Source organism: Chryseobacterium lathyri (genome assembly GCF_030812195.1).
Classification (GTDB): Bacteria; Bacteroidota; Bacteroidia; order Flavobacteriales; family Weeksellaceae; genus Chryseobacterium; species Chryseobacterium lathyri_A.
In genome coordinates, this window is the sequence record NZ_JAUSSF010000002.1 from 37342 (window position 1) to 55331 (window position 17990).

Genomic DNA, 17990 nt, shown 5'->3' on the forward strand with positions numbered 1-17990 from the left:
CTATCTTTTCAGAAGCCTTTTATTTTAATCTGTTTGTACAAAAAAACTACTGTGCAGGAACGCTATTAAAATTAAGTGCTATTTTAAGCGTCATATCTGAGCTTGTCTGGTTTTTCAGCTCATATACTGTTCTTACCGTAAGGCCAGTACTTTTTACCACCTCATCCAGATATCCTGTATCATTAAGATCCAGATTTAGGCTGGAAGAATCTGTAGTTATATTGGAACGTGATGCTACAAGCTTTTCACCTGTTCCGTTGGAAGAAACATATACTTTCACAGTTTTAAGTGCGCTTAGGTTTCCGCCTGAAGGAGAAACCACAGAAATTTTTGCATCAGAAATTCTTACGTCTTTAATCTTCGCATTATTATTTCCTCCAAACCATGTCTGCACATTGGTGGCTGTAGCCGTAGATGAGACTTCTTTATCGGCAGGCACTCCCGTAGAAACCAAAACATTGGCTGTATAAGGGAATGTGTTCTGAACCAGTGACTGTACAGTTCCACAGCTTACTACTACTGCTGAAACTGCTGCTGTCATTAAAAATATATTTTTCATAATTTTAAACTTTTTTAGTATTGATATTGAGTTTGCAGAAATTATACCAAAATGGTCAATCTTACTCAACACTTACATTAAAACCTCCTTTTGTGTTTCCGGAAGCCATATTACTTTTGCCTATGATCAGCCATACTTCACCTTTGCCTTTGGTTTCATAGGTGATTTCTCTTCCGAAAGGCCCGTCATAATCTCCGTTTGGAAGTCTGATCTGGTTGAATCTGATATTAAAGTCTTTTTCATGGGTCGAAATTTTTGCTTTAATATTGGGTTTGTCATAATGGGTCAGTTTTAAAACCAGTTCCTGACCGTCTTTTGTGAATTCTTCTCCCAATGTGAAAGGGAGCTGAGATGCATCTGCCGTTCTTATGATCTGCCCCTCTTTTTCGCTCCTCATTACACCTTTTCGCAGTACTTCTTTGGTGACAGGAGCATTGTTAATGATTGAATCTTTCTTTCTAAGGGCAGCAGAATCTTCTTTATCCGTAGAATCCGGCATTTCTGTAACTATAGCAGAGTCCCTGTCCGGGGTTTCTGTTACAGCAGGTTCTTTTTTACATGAAATGATAATCAATGGAATTAACAATAAGGATTTTTTCATAATAATTACTCTTTTAATGTTTCAAAGTAAATGATCTTTGAAAGGAAAGGTTTGGATTTTTCTTGTTTAGCTTTTTCCAGTATTTTCTTTTTAAGCTGCAGGTCATTTTTTTCTTCCGCATACTTTAACAGCCCTCTTTCACTGAAGTTGATTTGTTCAAAGTGATAGTTTACTGCAAAATCTTTACGTTTCATATTCTGGGAAGTAATAATTCCGCCCCAGTTCACATAACTGCATGCTAAAATTGTTCCATAAAAATACCATATCATTGTATTGAAGAGGAATGCATTTCTTTTTTTCTTCTGAATTTTAATGAAAGTAAGGATTAGCCCGATGAGTGCCAACAGGAGAAAAGCAAATACGCCCAATCTTTTGTAAGTCAATCCATAACTGATAATATATTCATAGTTTTTCAAAGCAGCGGAAAACACAAGAATGGCATTCAGAATGATCCAGATCCTGGCCAGAAGCTTCATCAGCTTAGCTTTAGGGTCAAAATTAAAGCCAGATTTAAAATAGAACATGATCACCAATACGGCCATAATGATCGACATAATTACAGCATTGACCCTTTCATGGGTTTCTTCTGAAAGCTGAACCGGGGTTTTTGAAATTTCATAAAACTGCTCATAATTATATGTGATAATAAAAAATATGAGTAAAATATTCAGGCAAAAGAAGGAAATAACACCGCTGGTTCTCTCTGCATCCAGATCGAGAAAGGAATATGTTGATTTCTGCACCTTATCATTATCCGGAAAGTTATCATCCAGCAGGGAATTCTTTTTGTATATCAATCTTTCTACTGTATAGTTCCAGTAATTGAAAGCAATAAAAAAGCCTAAAACTGAAAGAGCCAGTACCTGCCATATATTTATATCCAGTTCATAATCTCTGAAAACAGCCGCAAAGTGATCACTTCCCACAGAATATATCCCGAAAAATATAGAGATAAACAATAGAGGAATAAGGATAAACGCCAAGGTTTTCTGCCATACACCGGAAATATTCTTTTTCGGTAGCCACGAGTCAAAGCTGAAAAACCGGAAAAGTGAGGTAAAGCTGTTGATGATAAATACAGGAACGAGGAAAAGTATTTTCAGTTTCCTGTTTTTTGAGCGATAGCCTAGTAACAGAAGGGAACTTACAACCGCCAGCAGGGACGGAAAGTCTCTGAACCATGCAAAAGCGAAACTTGACAGAATACTTGTAACGAAAAGTATCAGAAAAGTTCTGGTCCTGTTTCTCTCCGGAGTTTTGAACAGGGTCAGCAATGCGTAAACGATACCCAGAATACCGAGATTGAGCCCCATGTCCTGATCGTAAAAGACAATGACAAACAAAGCGGCTGTAAGAAATATATGATGATGTGTTTTCATGATGAAAAGATTTGATATTTAAGAATTGAATGGTTTAAAAATTTAAGCCAATGAGAAAGAATAAGATTTCAGGATATTAAGATGAACGAGGGTTAGGAAATATTTCTGGCTGGCTTAGAGAATTTATTTTTCATAGCCGTTCATTAATATAATACGGGTGTTTCTTTCTGCTGGATATAATCCTTCAGATGGTCGAAGTCCTGCCACAGCAGGCTTTCAAAATCCCAGTGATAAAATGGTCTCATGCTCTGCCCTTTTCTGTATGCTTTCATATATAGTTTCATGTATTCCGGAAGAATAAATGTTCCCAATACAACCGCTGCAAGGAGATGCGCATTGAGCTTACCGTTTCCAAGGAGAAGGTACTGCATGGCGATCTCGTCTTCAAATTGGGTTCCGCATCCGGTGATCAGGTGATGTACGTCATGGTTTTCCATTTTGGGAATCATAGAGAATCCATGCTTTTTATAGAATTCGCCCAGTTTTCTTCCGAGAGAATCTTCCTGAAATTTCAGCAGCTGTTCTTCATTGAACTGCCATTGTCTTTTTTTCTTTTTAAAATATTTTCTGTAAAGTTTCTGGGTTTTATCATAGACAAAAAGCAGAAATTGAACACGTACTTTTTTCATAAGATTTTATTATTAGATTATATTAAGTCCTATTACAGCATAGAGTATGGCTATGGGGATATTGATCATCATTATACCGATAGATTGATGACAAGTGTCAGACTTTGATGTATAAATAATTCCATAAACTAATAGTCCCAGAGCGACAAGAAGATTTAAAGCAGTTCCGAAAATAAGGAGAAGATAACCTCCTATAGCAAAGTCCACATGTTTTGTTATTAAGTAACCGAAAAGGCAAATATTTCCGAGCAGAAAGCATAATCCGAAAATGTATTTTCCAATGTTTATTATTTCATGATCTTTCATCGATATTGTATTTAGGCTTGAGCTAAAGTAAAAACAGTAATTTCCGGACGCACCATAAATCTTATCTGAAAAGAATGGCCAATGGCCCGGTTGATGTACAACATCCTTCCATCCTGAAGATCTATCTCTCCTGATACATATTTCTTATTTTCAACAGGAAGTACCGGTGTGATAACACCTGGAATCCTGCATTGTCCTCCATGAGTATGTCCGCTTAGAATCCAGCCCTGATATCCGTTCCATATATCTCTGTCGCAGGCATCGGGGTTATGACAGAGTATAAGATTGGCTTTTGAGGGATCATAATCATTCATTACTTCCTCCGGATGGAAATTAGGAGACCACAGATCTTCAAATCCTATAAAATTCAGTCCGTGGCTTTCTTCGCTGCTGTTTTTAAGCATATTGATTCCAAAATCCCGGAGAATTTGACAGATATTTTCTGAGCAAATAATATCATCCCAATTCTTTCCGTAGTCATGGTTTCCCAGTATTCCGAAGGTTGCCTGCTTTCCGTAGACCGCCTGCTTCATCACTTTTTTTAGGTCTTCCTGTTCTTCTGCAGTTCCATGGTTTACGAAATCTCCGGTGTAGACGACAAAATCCGGATTAAATTTTTGGGCTTTTTGAAAAGATTCGATCAGGAAATTCCAGTCGAAACGGTCTCCGACATGCAGATCTGATATCTGCATCAGGATTTTTCCTTCCAGGGATTTGGGCAGGTTCTTTACAGGTAACTTTCTTTGGACAAATTCTACCCAGAAAGGTTCTACCTGCCACGAATACAGAAAAGGAAATGCTCCCACTGCTGAAAGCTGAAAAAGCCGTTTGAGAAAATGCTTTCTAGTCATTACTTTTAGATTCAGTTACAATTAATTTCCGGCGAAAGGAGTTCCGAAAATGCCTACTGCCAATTCTGCCCAGACAAGCAACAGCACTATCAGAAGGGCTCCACTTAACAGGATTTTGTAAGTTTTGTTCTTGATGATCCGCTGAATCAAATCAATGATTAAAGCCGTTCCAAAAAGTAAAACAGCACCGATTATAAAATCTCCCGGTGACCAGTCAAATTCCTCAGAGAATATATTCCCCAATAGTGGAATGCCTAATAAAACCGCTGGTATAGCGTAAATAAGGATTGTTTTTTGTTTCTGTGTCATCATTTTTTTAATTTTAAATATATAAAGTACTTTGTATTTCAAAGTTAATTTTCAAAAAAATATAGCTTTATCTTCCCAATAATTTTTCAAGACCGTCCAAATGTTCGTTGAAAGCCTGCCTCCCGTTCTGTGTGACACGATAAGACGTTTTTGGCTTTTTGCCTACGAATTCTTTTTTCACTTCGATATATCCAGCTTTTTCCAAAGCATTGCTGTGGCTCGCCAAATTGCCGTCTGTGATATCTAAAAGCCCTTTCATTTCAGAAAAGTCAACCCAGTCGTTTACCATAAGAACGGACATTATACCCAATCTCACACGGCTTTCGAATTCTTTATTGAGTTGATTTATCTTTATCATAATAAGTCGCTAACTGCAGTTTTAGAGAAGCTATTTCCACAAAAGCTGCAAATTTAATCTTTATTTATATTTTTTATGCATGATCAAGCCATACACGATGTGTAAAATTCCAAAACCGATGGCCCAAAATACAAGCCCCCATCCTAAGAAGAAAAGAGAGATCAATCCCAAAACAATCTGGCAATAGCCTAAATATTTAATATCCGTTAAGGTATATCGTTCTGCACTGACCAGGGCAATTCCATAAAATATTAATGTCGCCGGGGCTATCCATACAAATAGATGATGGAAAAGAAGGGCTAGGCAAAATACGCCGCCAGTTACTAAAGGAACGGCAAAAGTTAATAGTAAACGTTTGGTTGTACTGTCCCAGATCTTCAGCCCTTTCTTTTTACTTTTATTGGCAGTGAAAATATATCCGCTGAGTATGGCTATCAGTAAAATCACAGTTCCTACAATTACCAGCTCTCTGACCAATGCGGGACCAAAAAAATTCCTGTCACCATCAAAGTAATCAATTCCTTCCCGCTGGAAAATAAAATAAACGTATCCTGCACCGATCAGCGCAGCTAAGCCGGCAAAAACACCGGACAGTCCGCTTAATGAAATAAATCTGGAAGACCGCTCCATCATGGAACGGATATGGGACAAGTCTTCGTGATAATTTTTCGAATCCATAAAAAGAACTTTGAATTACAAAGTTATAATTTATTTTGAATCTGCCAATTATTTTTTTACATTTTAATGAAAACATTTTCTCATCACATTAATACAATCCTTAGCTTAGATCTAAAAATGACAGGATAAGACTTGAGGTAGAGCTGAACGTTTATTCCCGTTATCGAATAGGTACAAAAGTAGCAGTAGAGTATTTAAAGTATAGAAAAATGGTTATTTCCATTCATGAACTTTGAACGGACCATCACAAAAAAACCGCTAAGATGATCAGCGGTTTAATATTATGATAAACAAAAATCTATTTTGCTCTCAGTCTTTCTTTTATGGATTCGATGTTTTTCTTAGCAGAATCTTCAAGAATTAAACTGGCGCTCATGTGGATTCTTGCCGGCATCAATTCATTGAAATGATCTGTCCCTTCCCAGGAAACTTTTTTGATCAAAGCTAATGCATCACTGCTTCTGGAAGCCAATGTCTGCATGAACTTCTCTAACTTGGAATCCATTTCTTGAATATTTCCGGATACAGAATGATAAATATTGTGCTGTTCTGCCCATTCTGCAGATCTGAAATCTGCATCAATAGCCATTGCAGAGAATTGTGATTTCCCGATTTTTCTTTCTACATAAGGCCCAATCACGAAAGGTCCGATTCCCAGATTAATTTCTGTAAGCGCTAAAGCTGCATCTTTGGTAGCAAAGCAGTAATCTGCCCCACAAGCAATTCCCACTCCTCCACCGGTTGTTTTTCCCTGAACTCTTACCACGACTATTTTTCCGCAGTTTCTCATCGCATTCAGAACTTTTGCAAACCCACCGAAAAATTTTGAAGATGCTTCCAGTTCTTCAATCGCTAAAAGCTCATCGAAACTTGCTCCTGCGCAGAACGCTTTTTCACCTTCACTTTTTATTAAAATAGCTTTTACTTCTTCTTTAGCTCCTTCATCCAGAATGGTCTGAGCCAATTTTTCCAAAATGGCACCTGGAAGCGAGTTGCTTTTTGGAGTTCCGAAGGTAATTTCGGCAATATTGCTTTTAATTTCTGATACTACGAATTCGTTCATTTTTTATTTTAATTGGATTAGTACAAAAATACTAAATACCGATCTTCCTGAGCAAATTATGGGACATAAATTACAGATTAAAGAGTCCCCATAGAATATTTATTTCTTTTGTCTCATAGTTCTCTATAGATGAGTAACTGCAGATCTCTATTACGTATAAATACGGACTCTGAAATTTGGTGTTTTCTACTCTAGTACTGCCTTCCTATATATTGTTCCTTTGGCTTATTAAAAACTAACGACCGCAGGCGGAATCCGAAAAGCCAAAAGAGAGTAGGAAAACTTAACAACTGAAAAAACTATTATCATGGAAGAGTACATGGGAATTGTAAAACTATTTGCTGGAAATTTTGCCCCTAGAGGCTGGATGTTCTGTGACGGGAGAATATTAAGTATTGCTCAAAACTCCGCATTATTTTCTTTATTGGGAACAACGTATGGAGGTGACGGAGTAACTACTTTCGCACTTCCTAACCTGATTGGGCGTATGGCTTTAGGAGCTGGAAATATGGGCTCCAGTAAGTCTTATCCTTTGGGAATAGTTGCCGGAACAGAGCAAAATACATTGCTTCAGCAAAACCTGCCGAGTATAGGAGCAGGATTTCAATTAAAGGTAGCTAATGCAAATGCAACAGTTCCTGCACCATCTGTTAATACATCAATTGCAATAACAGGAAACCAGATAGGAAGGGATTTTACCGCAATTCCTAGTTTTGTACAGGCTGATCCTGATACTGCTCTTAATGCAAGATCTATCTCTTACATCGGTCAGAATCTTCCGGTGAATAATATGCCGCCTTATTTAGGGCTTAATTACATTATTTGTGTAGAGGGAATTTATCCTCCACGTGATTAAAAAATCAACCTATTTAAAACCTAAATCATGAAAAGATCTATTTTTTTAACCATCTGTAGCCTGTTCATCTCACTATTTTCTTTTGGACAGACCAGTACAGAGCAATTTGAAACGGAATCTCACGGAAGTCCGAGCTTTACCGACAATGGGGTCATATTTAATGTTATCTCTCATGTAGGAACTTTTGATATTCAGGCTAACTATCCGGGTACAGGATGGAATGGAACATCTATTGACAACAGGTATATTGACAATTCCAACGATCCTGCATCACCACCGTCTTTCAGCATTAAAACCACATCGAATCTGTTCAAGGTAAACCGATTTTGGATGTATCTGTCTGCTCTTAATTTGGATTTGACGGTACAAGGAACGTTGACCGTTACAGGAAAACTAAGTGGAGTAACCAAATTTACCCAGACAAAAACTACAGGTTTTGCTACTTCCATGAACCCTACAAACGGATATACCCTTATTGATCTTACCAATTTAAACGGCCAGAATTACTCAAATATCATTATTGATGAGCTAAGAATTACGTTAGGCGGAAACTACAGATATGCAGGACTCGATGCTTTCAGCTGGGTAAAAGACACGAATATCGTATTAGCAACAAATGAAACTGTTTCTTCGCAAAAAGGAAGTATGAGCATTTATCCTAATCCTACCAGCGGACCGCTTTCTATTAAAACGGAAGACAATACACAGGCTGAAATTTACAGTCAGGACGGTAAACTGCTTAAAAATTTTGAGATGAAGAAAGGAACTAATCAGGCAGATATCTCAGAACTTCCGAATGGTGTTTATATTCTTAAAACTTCATCAGGATCTTCGAAGGTTATCAAAAAATAAAATTCAAGTTGTTTGTATCTCGGAAAGATTCTAATGCATAAATGAAAAAGTTCCCTGAATAATCAGGGAACTTTTATTTTTTCAAGGCTAAAATATATTTGTCAATATATATCTGCTTTTCTTTTGTTTTATATTGTTGGATATATCTAGGATGCTCAAGAACAGTCATTTTCCCGAATAACAGAGCCTCTTTATTCAATGCAGCAATAAATTCTGAATTCTTTTTACCGAGAACAAAGACTTCGGAAGTATCTACACCCAGGCTGATATGTTTCTTCAGAGAATCGATCATAAAATCTTTTACTGTTTGAAACAGTTTTTTATCATCATAATAATTTGCATTCAGCCAACCGGTTTTTGTTTTTCTTACAATAGCCAGCGGAAAGGGTGAATTGATATAAACATTCTGATAAAATTCTTCCGCCCCACCATATTCAGCGATCATATCGTACATAAAAACGGAAGAAACTTCGTGGGTACGGGCTGATTTCATTTTAATTCCGCAAACAGCTTCCAGCCTTTTGGTATCAGTGAACGGAACTCCCGTCACCCCTGCTCCATGCCGGCTGGGGTTGATCCCGATCATAAATTTCCTGGGGTTTCTGTCATTGTAGTATTTTTGATAAAACTTCTGCATGACCGTCATCGTTTCCGGGTTGTCCAGATACGGATTCATAGCTTCAAAACCTTCAGGAAGGTTTCCTGAGAACTGAAGATTTTTATTGAATTCTATGACTTTATCTGCGAAAGTTTTATTCATCCTCTTCGTTTTCATCATCAGATAATGCCAGTTCTATGTCAATAAACTGGATATACAATCCGCAAATTTCTCCTTTTTCATCGTACGCGAAATAGACAGGATAACCTCCATCCCCGAAACCGCTTGCAAACATTGGAATATGATATTCTGTATTAGGAATTTTCCAGTTGATCCAGTCTCCCAGCTTTCTTTGGTTTTGCGGATGTTCTTTGTAACTCTGTGCAAATTGTTCTGCAAAATAATCGTCGTAAATATTTTCTACATTCAAAGCGGTAAGGAATTTATCAAAATGAGGAATCACTTCTGCATCAGTAATACATGCCAGTCCTGCATCTACCATAAATCCGAAATAGTCTCCTTCAGTTAAATCTTCAAGATTTTCAATTCCGATCAGCGCTTCTCTGTACAGAACAGGTTTTTCTTTAGTGAATTCCACTTTTACCGCAGCGTAACGGTTACCCCATTCTTCTGACTTTACAACAGCAATTTTCACTGGAAAATCTCCTTTTGGAGCCTGTACGAAATAGGGTTTCTCACCTGCATTTAAAAAGACCAAAGGATCTCTTACGATTACTTTTCCGGACGGCAGGGAAACATTCCCAATCTCCATTACCTCCATTTTCTGCTGCAGAATTTCATCCGAAGTAAAATAGGTTTCCAAATCTACGGGGCATGTAAGTATATCTTTCACCTCTTCCCATTTTTGTATCCAGCTTTCGTTCATTGTTTTTATTTTTTGTGATCTGATTTAAAGTTTAAAAGTACCTGTTTATTTATTCACCGTCAAATTCATCTTCGCTTTTCAACCCTTTTATGAAAGTTTCAAAGTCTTTGGCCAGAAATATCTTTTTATAATCATCTTCCTGATCAATGTGAACCACTTCAGGCTCTCCATCTTTTCCGCAATTGGAATAATCCAGCATAACCATATCATGGCCTGCCGACGGACAGTCGCAGATATAAACACCTATAGCGGGATACCCCCATTCTTCAATCATAAACTGACTTCCAAGTTCTCCACAGATGGAATAGGTTTTCTCTCTTCCGATTCCCATAATTCCAGTAATAGCGATATGATCATCCGCCCAGGAATTCTCTTCTGATGCAGGAAAACAGGATTTCTCAACTAATCCACCGTTTTGCAGTCTCATCAGTTCAATATAAGAAGCAGGAAGTTTATAGCCTAACTCTTCTTCTACGGAAGCAATAAGCTCATCATCCGGAAAAGGCTCTATATAATCTCTTACGGAATAGCTGCTTTCGTTCCAGAAATTCGTAAAGTCAAAGTCTTTGAAAAATTGTAGTTCCATATTTTGTTTTAAATAAGTAAGATTTTGATTGTACTGTAAAAGTAATTATCATTTTTAACAAAAAAGTTTCTTCGGCTAAGATTTTTCATCTTTATCCAGATTTAAAACCCAGACAAGCCATATAAAAAAATCCCTTTCAGTAAAAACCAAAAGGGACTATCAATTTATATTTTATTTTAAGAATCAGCACATATATAACATGCTCTTGCAATATCCGGCCACCTTCCAGGGAGACAACAACTTCCCGGGGGGCAAGAATTAGGCAAACAAGCCCAATTTGGACCGGCACCTTTAACAGATCTCAATTCATTTCTTGAAAGTTTTTTTAAATTTTCCATAGTCATTAGTTTTTAATCTTTTTTCCTACTCTATATGCTTTTCGGATTTCGCCTATTAAAGTTACTAATTTTAATATAAACTTTTATATAACTATTCAATTTTCCAGACTATTATATCTTAATTAAGTCTTGAGAAATTCCCTCAAGCAGTAAAAAAAGTAGCAATTTATTGTTAAATTGCTACCTGTTATATTAATTACATTAAACCAATCCAAACTGTTCAAAGTGGTGCGTAAAATGCTTTTTGTGTATCAGCTCCCACATTTCTTTATTTAGTTTTCCGAATACATAGTTCATATGTTCTGCGTGCGGATTTTCTCTGTAATAAACTATAAATCTCTGTAAGTTGTCCAGGAATGACTGTTTCGCGGCATCCAGATTTTTATGCTTTAATTCCAGTAAGGTCTCATCTTCAGCCAGGAATGGTGCAGGGAAATCTTTCGGCATTTTTCTGTGGTTATAAAGGGAATCCTGCCATTTTTCCAACTGTTCTTCCGGTGTGAAACATTTGTCGGCTTCCGGTTCGCCTAAGCTTACAAGAATTCCGTGTTCCAGATGTTCGATCATTTGCTGAGGAGACATTTTGCCCCAGTTTATCGGTGTAGTCTCTGTTAATCCACCTAATATCTTCTGAACATTTTTCACATTTAAATCAATGAAAGGAGACTGCTTTGCCACCAATGTTAAGATAGTCGCTACACAAACGATCTCATCTCTCTGGTTAACCACTTCTACCAACCATTTTACAACGCCGGAAGGAATATTTCTTCCTTTTACGCCTCTGTTTATTTTTTCTTTTGCTGTTAAATAAACCGTGATGGTATCTCCTGCGTAAACAGGTTTAAAGAATGAGCAGTTTTCCAAACCGTAGTTTGCGATAACAGGTCCTTTTTTCCCTGAAACGAATAATCCTGCCGCCGCAGAAAGGATGAAATATCCGTGGGCCACTGTTTTATCAAAAATAGTTCCGGTTAAGCTTGTGGCATCGGTATGTGCATAGAAATGATCCCACGAAACATTGGAAAAATTAACGATATCTGCATCAGTAACCGTTCTTCCTGCCGTTTCCAATGAATCTCCTACTTCAACTTCTTCGAAATATTTCTGGAATGGATGCTTATCTGAGAATTTTTTCTCTGCACCCTGCTGATATACTTTTGTAATCGCCTTCAATACATCAGGAGAACCCTGGATCGCTGTTTTCTGAAGGAAGAAATGAAGGCCGTTCAGTCCGCCCATTTCCTCACCTCCTCCTGCTCTACCGGGACCACCGTGCATCAGTGTAGGCAACGGTGAACCGTGACCTGTACTTTCTTTGGCATTATCTCTGTTCAGAACAAAAATTCTACCGTGCTGGGAAGCCATTTTCCATGAAGTTTCTGCAATAAAGGTTTCGTCGTGGGAAATAATAGATCCTACTAGGCTTCCTTTTCCTCTTTTAGCAAGAGCAGCTGCTTCTTCCGCATCTTTGTAAGGCATTAACGTAGAAACCGGTCCGAACGCTTCTACATCGTGAGAGATGTTTTTCTCGAAAGGTTTATCGTTTAAGAACAGTTTCGGACTCATAAATGCTCCGTTATCATAATTTGCATCTACAAGTTCATGTCTTCCATCGTAAACCAGTTCTGTTTCCGATTTTAAAATATTTACTTTTCTCACCACCTCATCGTACTGCTGTTTTCCTACCAGTGATCCCATTCTGGTTTCTCTGCTTAACGGGTTTCCGATCTTGGTTTGGTCTAAAGCTTTAGATAAAGCATTCTGCACATCTCCGATGAGGTGCTCAGGTACAATGATTCTTCTGATTGCAGTACATTTCTGACCGGCTTTGGTAGTCATTTCATTGCGTACTTCCTTGATGAAAAGATCAAATTCCGGAGTTCCCGGTTTTGCATCCAGACCTAAAATTGAACAGTTCAGAGAATCTGCTTCCATATTGAAACGTACTGCATTTCCAGCGATGGAAGGCATAGATTTCAGTTTTCTTCCTGTATGGGCAGAACCAGTGAACAGTACAGAGTCTCCATCCTGAACATAATCCAGGATATTTCCCGGCTCACCGCAAACCAACTGAAGTGCACCTTCAGGGAGGACACCACTTTCTATCATATCCTGGAAAACCGCGTTTGTCAGATAGGAACCGTAAGGGGATGGCTTTACAATGGAAGGAACACCGGCCAATAATGATGTTGACAATTTCTCCAACATTCCCCAAACCGGAAAGTTATAAGCATTGATCTGTATAGAAATCCCTTCACTTGGTGTCAAAATGTGGGTTCCCAGAAAGGTTCCGTTAGCTGAAATTTTCTGAGTTTCACCATCTACCCAGAACGGAGTGTTCGGAAGCATTCTTTTTGCTAATCCGGAATAGGTAAAGAAAGTCCCGAAACCTCCTTCTATATCTACCCATGAATCTGCGTGGGTAGCTCCGGTTTTATATGATAATTCGTAATATTTTTTCTTTCTTTCCAAAAGGTAAAGAGCCACTTTTTTCAGCATCTCCCCTCTGTCATAGAATGTCATGGAAGAAAGGTTTTTGTAGCCTACTGTTCTTCCGTAGTCAAGAGCCTGCTCAAAATTAAGCCCTTCCGTATCTGAAACAGCGACCTGCTCGCCTGTAACGGCATTGTATAAAGGCACTCCGTTTCCGGTACCTTCTACCCATTCTCCGTAGATGTAATTTTTCAGTTTTTCCATATTATTTATAACTTTTTACCTGACTTTTATTTTTTAATAACGAGTTGCACTATTTTACTTCCTCCCATAAACAGCAAGAACAGAATAAGGGAAAAATCCAGAATCATGACTGCATCTACAAACAGAGTGTAGAGAAAGTCTTTCTGCTTTAATTCTCTGATCACAGCCTCTGATTCTACATGTTCCAATGCATCAGAAATGCCTACTGATTCCCATAATAGATAGAACCCCACATAATTGGCTCCAATAAGAGCAATTAAAAGGAAAATCCAATATTTCTTCAGAAGATCCATTATTTCTTTTTTTGAAGCTCAAGCGCTTCTTTCAATGTATATTTTTTATATTCAATACCTGTCATATCTTTAGCGTAATCCTCGATAGTTTTTCCAAATCCGGAATTCTTTCTCAGTTCATTGACCTGATCCGGATCTTTTATCGGCCATACAAATGACAGGGTTTCCGTTTTTCCGTCTTTTGTTGTAAAAATAGAACGGATCTGCGTTCCATAAATCTGTTCTTTGTTTTCGTACATCAGCTTTCTGTCCAGCATCATAGCATAGAGTCTGTACGGAATTTCTTTTTTATCGGATGCTTTTTTGACCAGAGGGAGATATTTTTCAATTTTAGGGGAATGCTGGATGACATACCATACGGCATTATTCTCAGGCTCGCCCACCATAGATTTTCCGGGATACCCGTATTTTTCAATGATCTTCTCAACTTTAGCAAGGTTTTTCTGATCCTGATCGTTCATCAATTTGATAAGTCCGCTGCCAACATCTTCCTGGGACAGATTTTTCTCTTTTATGATTTCCGCCTTTCTTTCGGGCTTAATATTGGGCTGCATCAACTCCCTGTAAATTTGGTCGTCATTATAGATCTGTGCAAGCTCTTTTTTGAGTTCGATATTGAGTGATTTTTCTTCAGTTTTCTGACCTGTTCCAAATTTCAAAACTTCATCCAAAGTATAATTTTTAAAAACAAAATTCTTTCCGTAAAGACGTTTGGCATAATTTTCCACCGTATTATCAAAACCGGCTTCTTTTCTACGTTTATTTACATTTTCAACATCTTTAATCGGCCAGATAATGGGCTCACTCTCTTTCTCTCCGTCATAAGCGGAAAACCCCTGAGTTCCATAGATCTGCTCTTTCTGATCATTCATTAATTGTCTGTCCAGCATCATGGCATACAATCTGAACGGAATTTCTTTATGATCAGCTGCCGTTTTAATTACCGGCATATATTGATTGATTTTTGGAGAATGCTGAATAACATACCATGCGGTTTCATTTTCCGGTTCTCCTACCAGAGATTTCCCGGGATACCCGTATTCTGCAATAATTTTTTCAACTTTTTCAATATTGATCTTATCCTGCTCATCCATTAATGACCATAATCTAGCCGTAATATCTTCCTTAGTAAGATTTTTTTCTTTCATGACCTTTTCCTTTTGCCCCTGTGAAGCATCCGGCTGCATCAGTTCACGATAGACTTGATCATCTTTTTGAATCGTGGCCAATTCATTTTTAAGCTTTACATTAATTTTTTTATCCTGATTTTTCTGAGCATTCATCAGAACTGAAAAGAAAATAACTAAAAATAAATATCTCATGGTTAGTGTTTTGATGATTTACTTTTTGGGCTCTTTATACGGGAATAATTTTACCAGCCCTTCATACAAACTTCTGTGAAGAATCGTTGCATGATTGTCTGTTTCCATCATTTTATATTCCACTGTCCAGTTCTTTTTACCTGCCTGCTTCAATACATCATAAAGAGACCCTGCGTCTTTTACCATCACCGGATGTTCGTCTTTTCCTACAGAAACGTAAACAAATTTCTTAGTATCCGGACTTTTGGAAAGCAATTGCGGAGCCTGTTTCAATAAGCTCTGGTCATCCCACCACAAACTCGGACTGATGATAAAATAATTATTAAACATTTCCGGCTTTTTGAAAAGGATTTCTGTAGCAAGAAGCCCACCCAGTGACTGTCCGAATACATATTTTTCTGTTGTTTTATACTGGCTTCCTATGTAAGGGAATAGTTCTTTATCCAGAAAATCAATGAACTTATCTGAATGCCCTGTTGTAGGATAATCCTGCTGTAAATCTTTCAGATCTGTATGAAAAGTAAAGTCCCTTTTTCTGTCGATGTTGGCGATTCCTACTACAATAGTTTCAGGCATTGCATACATTTGATTAAAGAACTGTACTAGTCCAGAAACGTGGATAAAGTCTTCATTTATAGAACCATCCAGAAGATAGATAACCGGATATGATTTTGTTTTATCAAAGCTGTTTGGCAGATAAATGTTTAAGGTTCTGTCTTCATTTAAGATATTAGATTTAAATGTTCTGACCTCTCCAATAGTCAAGGGTTTTACTTTCTCATTCTGGGCTAAAACCATGAATTGAAAAGCAAACAGCATAGTACAGACAATGAGAATTCTTTTGATCATATTCGTTTTCGTTTGTATCATCAAACCTTATAAGCTTTGATGGTTTTATTTTAAATCCGCCCAAATGCTGTAATCAACAGTTTTGGTAGCGGTTTGATCCACATATTCTGAGAACGGTTCACATGGAAGAATAGCTTCTTTTCCTTCTCTTGCCAATTGTTGGTAAAGCTTGGTTCCTTCCGTTTTCCAATGGATCATTTCATCGGAAACATCACGAATGATCTTGGCGGGACTTCCTACGATTAATTTCCTAGGCTCGCACCTGAAATTAGCCGGAACAAAAGCCAAAGCCCCAATGATGCATTCATCACCGATAACCGCTTTATCCATTACAACGGAATTCATGCCTACAAGACAGTTTTTACCGATATGTCCGGAATGGATAATCGCTCCATGTCCGATATGAGCAGATTCCTCAAGAATGGTTTCAATATTTGGGAAAACGTGAAGTGTACAGTTTTCCTGAACATTGGCTCCGTCTTTAATGATAATTTTTCCCCAGTCGCCGCGGATCACGGCATTGGGTCCGATATATACTTCTTCACCGATTTCCACATTTCCGATAATCACCGCCTGCGGATGGATATAGGCAGAGGGTTTTATGATGGGACGGATACCGTGGTATGAGTAGATGTTCATAATGTTTAATTATTTTAATTTAACAATGTATCAATCTAACAGTTTACCAATTGAAATGCTTCGACAGACTCAGAAGGAGGAATTGTTACACTGATACATTACTATATTGTTACATTGAAAAAAGTTATACTTTTTCAATGACCATTGCATAGCCCTGTCCGACACCGATACAAAGAGTACACAAAGCATATTTTTTATCTTGCTTCTGAAGTTCCATGGCAGCAGAACCAATGATTCTCGCCCCAGAAACTCCAAGCGGATGACCAATGGCAATGGCTCCTCCGTTTGGATTCACTCTGGAATCATCATCTTTTAAACCTAAGCTTCTGGTCACGGCTAAAGCCTGTGCTGCAAATGCTTCGTTCAGTTCAATGATGTCCATATCGTCCAGAGAAAGGTTTAATCTTTTTAATAATTTCTGAGTGGCTTCTACAGGTCCTATCCCCATAATCCTAGGCTCTACACCTGCTACGGCAGATCCCAAGATCTTAGCTTTTGGTTTTAAACCATATTTTTTTACGGCTTCTTCGCTTGCCAGTATAAGAGCTGCTGCTCCGTCATTCATTCCTGAGGCATTTCCTGCAGTTACGGTTCCTTCTTTTCTGAAAGCCGGACGAAGTTTTCCTAACCCTTCCATAGAAGATGTCGGTTTGATGAATTCATCCTGATCAAAAATTTTAGGCTCTCCTTTTTTCTGTTGAATTTCAACTTTTACAATTTCTTCTGCCAGTCTTCCGTTTTCCTGAGCTTTTGTCGCTTTCTGCTGAGACCATAGGGCAAATTTATCCTGATCTTCTCTGCTGATATTGTGCATATCCGCCAAGTTTTCAGCTGTTTCTCCCATTCCGTCTACCCCGTACAGTTCTTTCATTTTTGGGTTGACAAAGCGCCATCCGAAAGTGGTATCAAACATCTGGCTGTCTCTTCCGAAAGCAGTCCCTGGCTTAGACATTACATAAGGTGAACGCGTCATGTGCTCTACCCCACCTGCAATATAAATTTCACCTTCACCTGCAGCAATGGAACGGAAAGCATTAGCTACCGCCGACATTCCCGAAGCACAGAGCCTGTTTACCGTTTCACCTCCGATTTTATAAGGCAGCCCAGCCAATAAAAGGGCCATTCTGGCTACGTTACGATTATCTTCTCCGGCCTGGTTAGCACATCCGAAAATAACGTCTTCAATTTCTTCTACGGGAACTTCAGGGTTTCTTGCAATAACTTCTTTAATAACCACTGCCGCCAGATCATCAGCTCTTACTTCTGATAGTCCGCCCTGTAGTTTTGAGATTGGGGTTCTTACGTAATCTATGATGTATACGTTGTTCATAATGTTTTAAT

Annotated in this window: 22 protein-coding genes; 2 read left to right on the top strand and 20 right to left on the bottom strand. The window is 38.1% G+C overall.

The window, feature by feature from the left end; translation table 11 throughout:
- Nucleotides 1–46 precede the first annotated feature (46 nt).
- The 10 genes from J2T03_RS10330 to J2T03_RS10375 all read right to left on the bottom strand — a co-directional run bounded on the left by J2T03_RS10330 (nt 47) and on the right by J2T03_RS10375 (nt 6733).
- The gene (locus J2T03_RS10330) at nt 47–559 is read right to left on the bottom strand and encodes a hypothetical protein (protein ID WP_306840306.1); all 513 of its coding nucleotides are present in this window, start codon (nt 557–559) and stop codon (nt 47–49) included.
- Between the two features lie 61 nt (nt 560–620).
- Nucleotides 621–1160 carry a hypothetical protein gene (locus J2T03_RS10335; RefSeq protein ID WP_306840307.1) on the bottom strand — a complete coding sequence of 180 codons (540 nt, stop codon included), beginning with the start codon at nt 1158–1160 and terminating at the stop codon, nt 621–623.
- 5 nt (nt 1161–1165) lie between these two features.
- Nucleotides 1166–2539, bottom strand: a complete 1374-nt coding sequence (locus J2T03_RS10340; RefSeq protein ID WP_307211118.1) for a DUF4153 domain-containing protein — start codon at nt 2537–2539, stop codon at nt 1166–1168.
- Between the two features lie 143 nt (nt 2540–2682).
- Nucleotides 2683–3168, bottom strand: a complete 486-nt coding sequence (locus J2T03_RS10345) for a Coq4 family protein (protein ID WP_306840309.1) — start codon at nt 3166–3168, stop codon at nt 2683–2685.
- Nucleotides 3169–3180: 12 nt separating this feature from the next.
- Nucleotides 3181–3375: a hypothetical protein gene (locus J2T03_RS10350; protein ID WP_307211120.1), complete on the bottom strand. Its 195-nt coding sequence runs from the start codon at nt 3373–3375 to the stop codon at nt 3181–3183.
- A gap of 110 nt (nt 3376–3485) precedes the next feature.
- Entirely contained in the window at nt 3486–4325 is an 840-nt protein-coding gene (locus J2T03_RS10355; RefSeq protein ID WP_307211121.1) for a metallophosphoesterase, read from the bottom strand.
- Between the two features lie 21 nt (nt 4326–4346).
- Nucleotides 4347–4637 carry a hypothetical protein gene (locus J2T03_RS10360; RefSeq protein ID WP_307211123.1) on the bottom strand — a complete coding sequence of 97 codons (291 nt, stop codon included), beginning with the start codon at nt 4635–4637 and terminating at the stop codon, nt 4347–4349.
- Nucleotides 4638–4701: 64 nt separating this feature from the next.
- Entirely contained in the window at nt 4702–4992 is a 291-nt protein-coding gene (locus J2T03_RS10365) for a winged helix-turn-helix domain-containing protein (protein WP_116011929.1), read from the bottom strand.
- Nucleotides 4993–5052: 60 nt separating this feature from the next.
- Entirely contained in the window at nt 5053–5670 is a 618-nt protein-coding gene (locus J2T03_RS10370; protein WP_306840313.1) for a hypothetical protein, read from the bottom strand.
- Between the two features lie 298 nt (nt 5671–5968).
- Nucleotides 5969–6733, bottom strand: a complete 765-nt coding sequence (locus J2T03_RS10375) for an enoyl-CoA hydratase/isomerase family protein (RefSeq protein ID WP_307211124.1) — start codon at nt 6731–6733, stop codon at nt 5969–5971.
- Between the two features lie 307 nt (nt 6734–7040).
- Here J2T03_RS10375 and J2T03_RS10380 point away from each other — a divergent pair, with 307 nt between their 5' ends.
- Both J2T03_RS10380 and J2T03_RS10385 read left to right on the top strand, forming a co-directional pair.
- Complete coding sequence (locus J2T03_RS10380; RefSeq protein ID WP_306840315.1) at nt 7041–7589, top strand: phage tail protein; 549 nt, start codon at nt 7041–7043, stop codon at nt 7587–7589.
- 27 nt (nt 7590–7616) lie between these two features.
- Nucleotides 7617–8441 (top strand): T9SS type A sorting domain-containing protein, encoded by an 825-nt coding sequence (locus J2T03_RS10385; protein WP_307211126.1) that lies wholly within the window; start codon nt 7617–7619, stop codon nt 8439–8441.
- 73 nt (nt 8442–8514) lie between these two features.
- On the opposite strand, the gene J2T03_RS10390 is transcribed toward J2T03_RS10385, so the two are convergent.
- The 10 genes from J2T03_RS10390 to pcaF all read right to left on the bottom strand — a co-directional run bounded on the left by J2T03_RS10390 (nt 8515) and on the right by pcaF (nt 17979).
- Nucleotides 8515–9201, bottom strand: coding sequence for an SMUG2 DNA glycosylase family protein (locus tag J2T03_RS10390; RefSeq protein WP_307211127.1), 687 nt, complete (start codon nt 9199–9201; stop codon nt 8515–8517).
- A complete protein-coding gene (locus tag J2T03_RS10395) occupies nt 9194–9925 on the bottom strand; it encodes a DUF4241 domain-containing protein (RefSeq protein ID WP_307211128.1) in 732 nt (243 codons plus the stop codon). The genes J2T03_RS10390 and J2T03_RS10395 overlap by 8 nt, the downstream gene beginning before the upstream one ends.
- 49 nt (nt 9926–9974) lie before the next feature.
- Nucleotides 9975–10511 (bottom strand): SMI1/KNR4 family protein, encoded by a 537-nt coding sequence (locus J2T03_RS10400; protein ID WP_306840319.1) that lies wholly within the window; start codon nt 10509–10511, stop codon nt 9975–9977.
- A gap of 176 nt (nt 10512–10687) precedes the next feature.
- Nucleotides 10688–10855, bottom strand: coding sequence for a bacteriocin-like protein (locus tag J2T03_RS20560; protein ID WP_444861419.1), 168 nt, complete (start codon nt 10853–10855; stop codon nt 10688–10690).
- Nucleotides 10856–11050: 195 nt separating this feature from the next.
- Nucleotides 11051–13546, bottom strand: coding sequence for a phenylacetic acid degradation bifunctional protein PaaZ (gene paaZ, locus J2T03_RS10405; protein WP_307211129.1), 2496 nt, complete (start codon nt 13544–13546; stop codon nt 11051–11053).
- 26 nt (nt 13547–13572) lie between these two features.
- The gene (locus J2T03_RS10410; RefSeq protein WP_307211131.1) at nt 13573–13839 is read right to left on the bottom strand and encodes a hypothetical protein; all 267 of its coding nucleotides are present in this window, start codon (nt 13837–13839) and stop codon (nt 13573–13575) included.
- Nucleotides 13839–15161 (bottom strand): DUF6624 domain-containing protein, encoded by a 1323-nt coding sequence (locus tag J2T03_RS10415; RefSeq protein WP_307211133.1) that lies wholly within the window; start codon nt 15159–15161, stop codon nt 13839–13841. The genes J2T03_RS10410 and J2T03_RS10415 overlap by 1 nt, the downstream gene beginning before the upstream one ends.
- Before the next feature lie 18 nt (nt 15162–15179).
- Nucleotides 15180–16010 (bottom strand): alpha/beta hydrolase, encoded by an 831-nt coding sequence (locus tag J2T03_RS10420; RefSeq protein WP_307211135.1) that lies wholly within the window; start codon nt 16008–16010, stop codon nt 15180–15182.
- Between the two features lie 45 nt (nt 16011–16055).
- Complete coding sequence (locus tag J2T03_RS10425; protein WP_307211136.1) at nt 16056–16649, bottom strand: acyltransferase; 594 nt, start codon at nt 16647–16649, stop codon at nt 16056–16058.
- Between the two features lie 124 nt (nt 16650–16773).
- Nucleotides 16774–17979, bottom strand: coding sequence for a 3-oxoadipyl-CoA thiolase (pcaF, locus tag J2T03_RS10430; RefSeq protein WP_307211138.1), 1206 nt, complete (start codon nt 17977–17979; stop codon nt 16774–16776).
- Nucleotides 17980–17990: the final 11 nt, after the last annotated feature.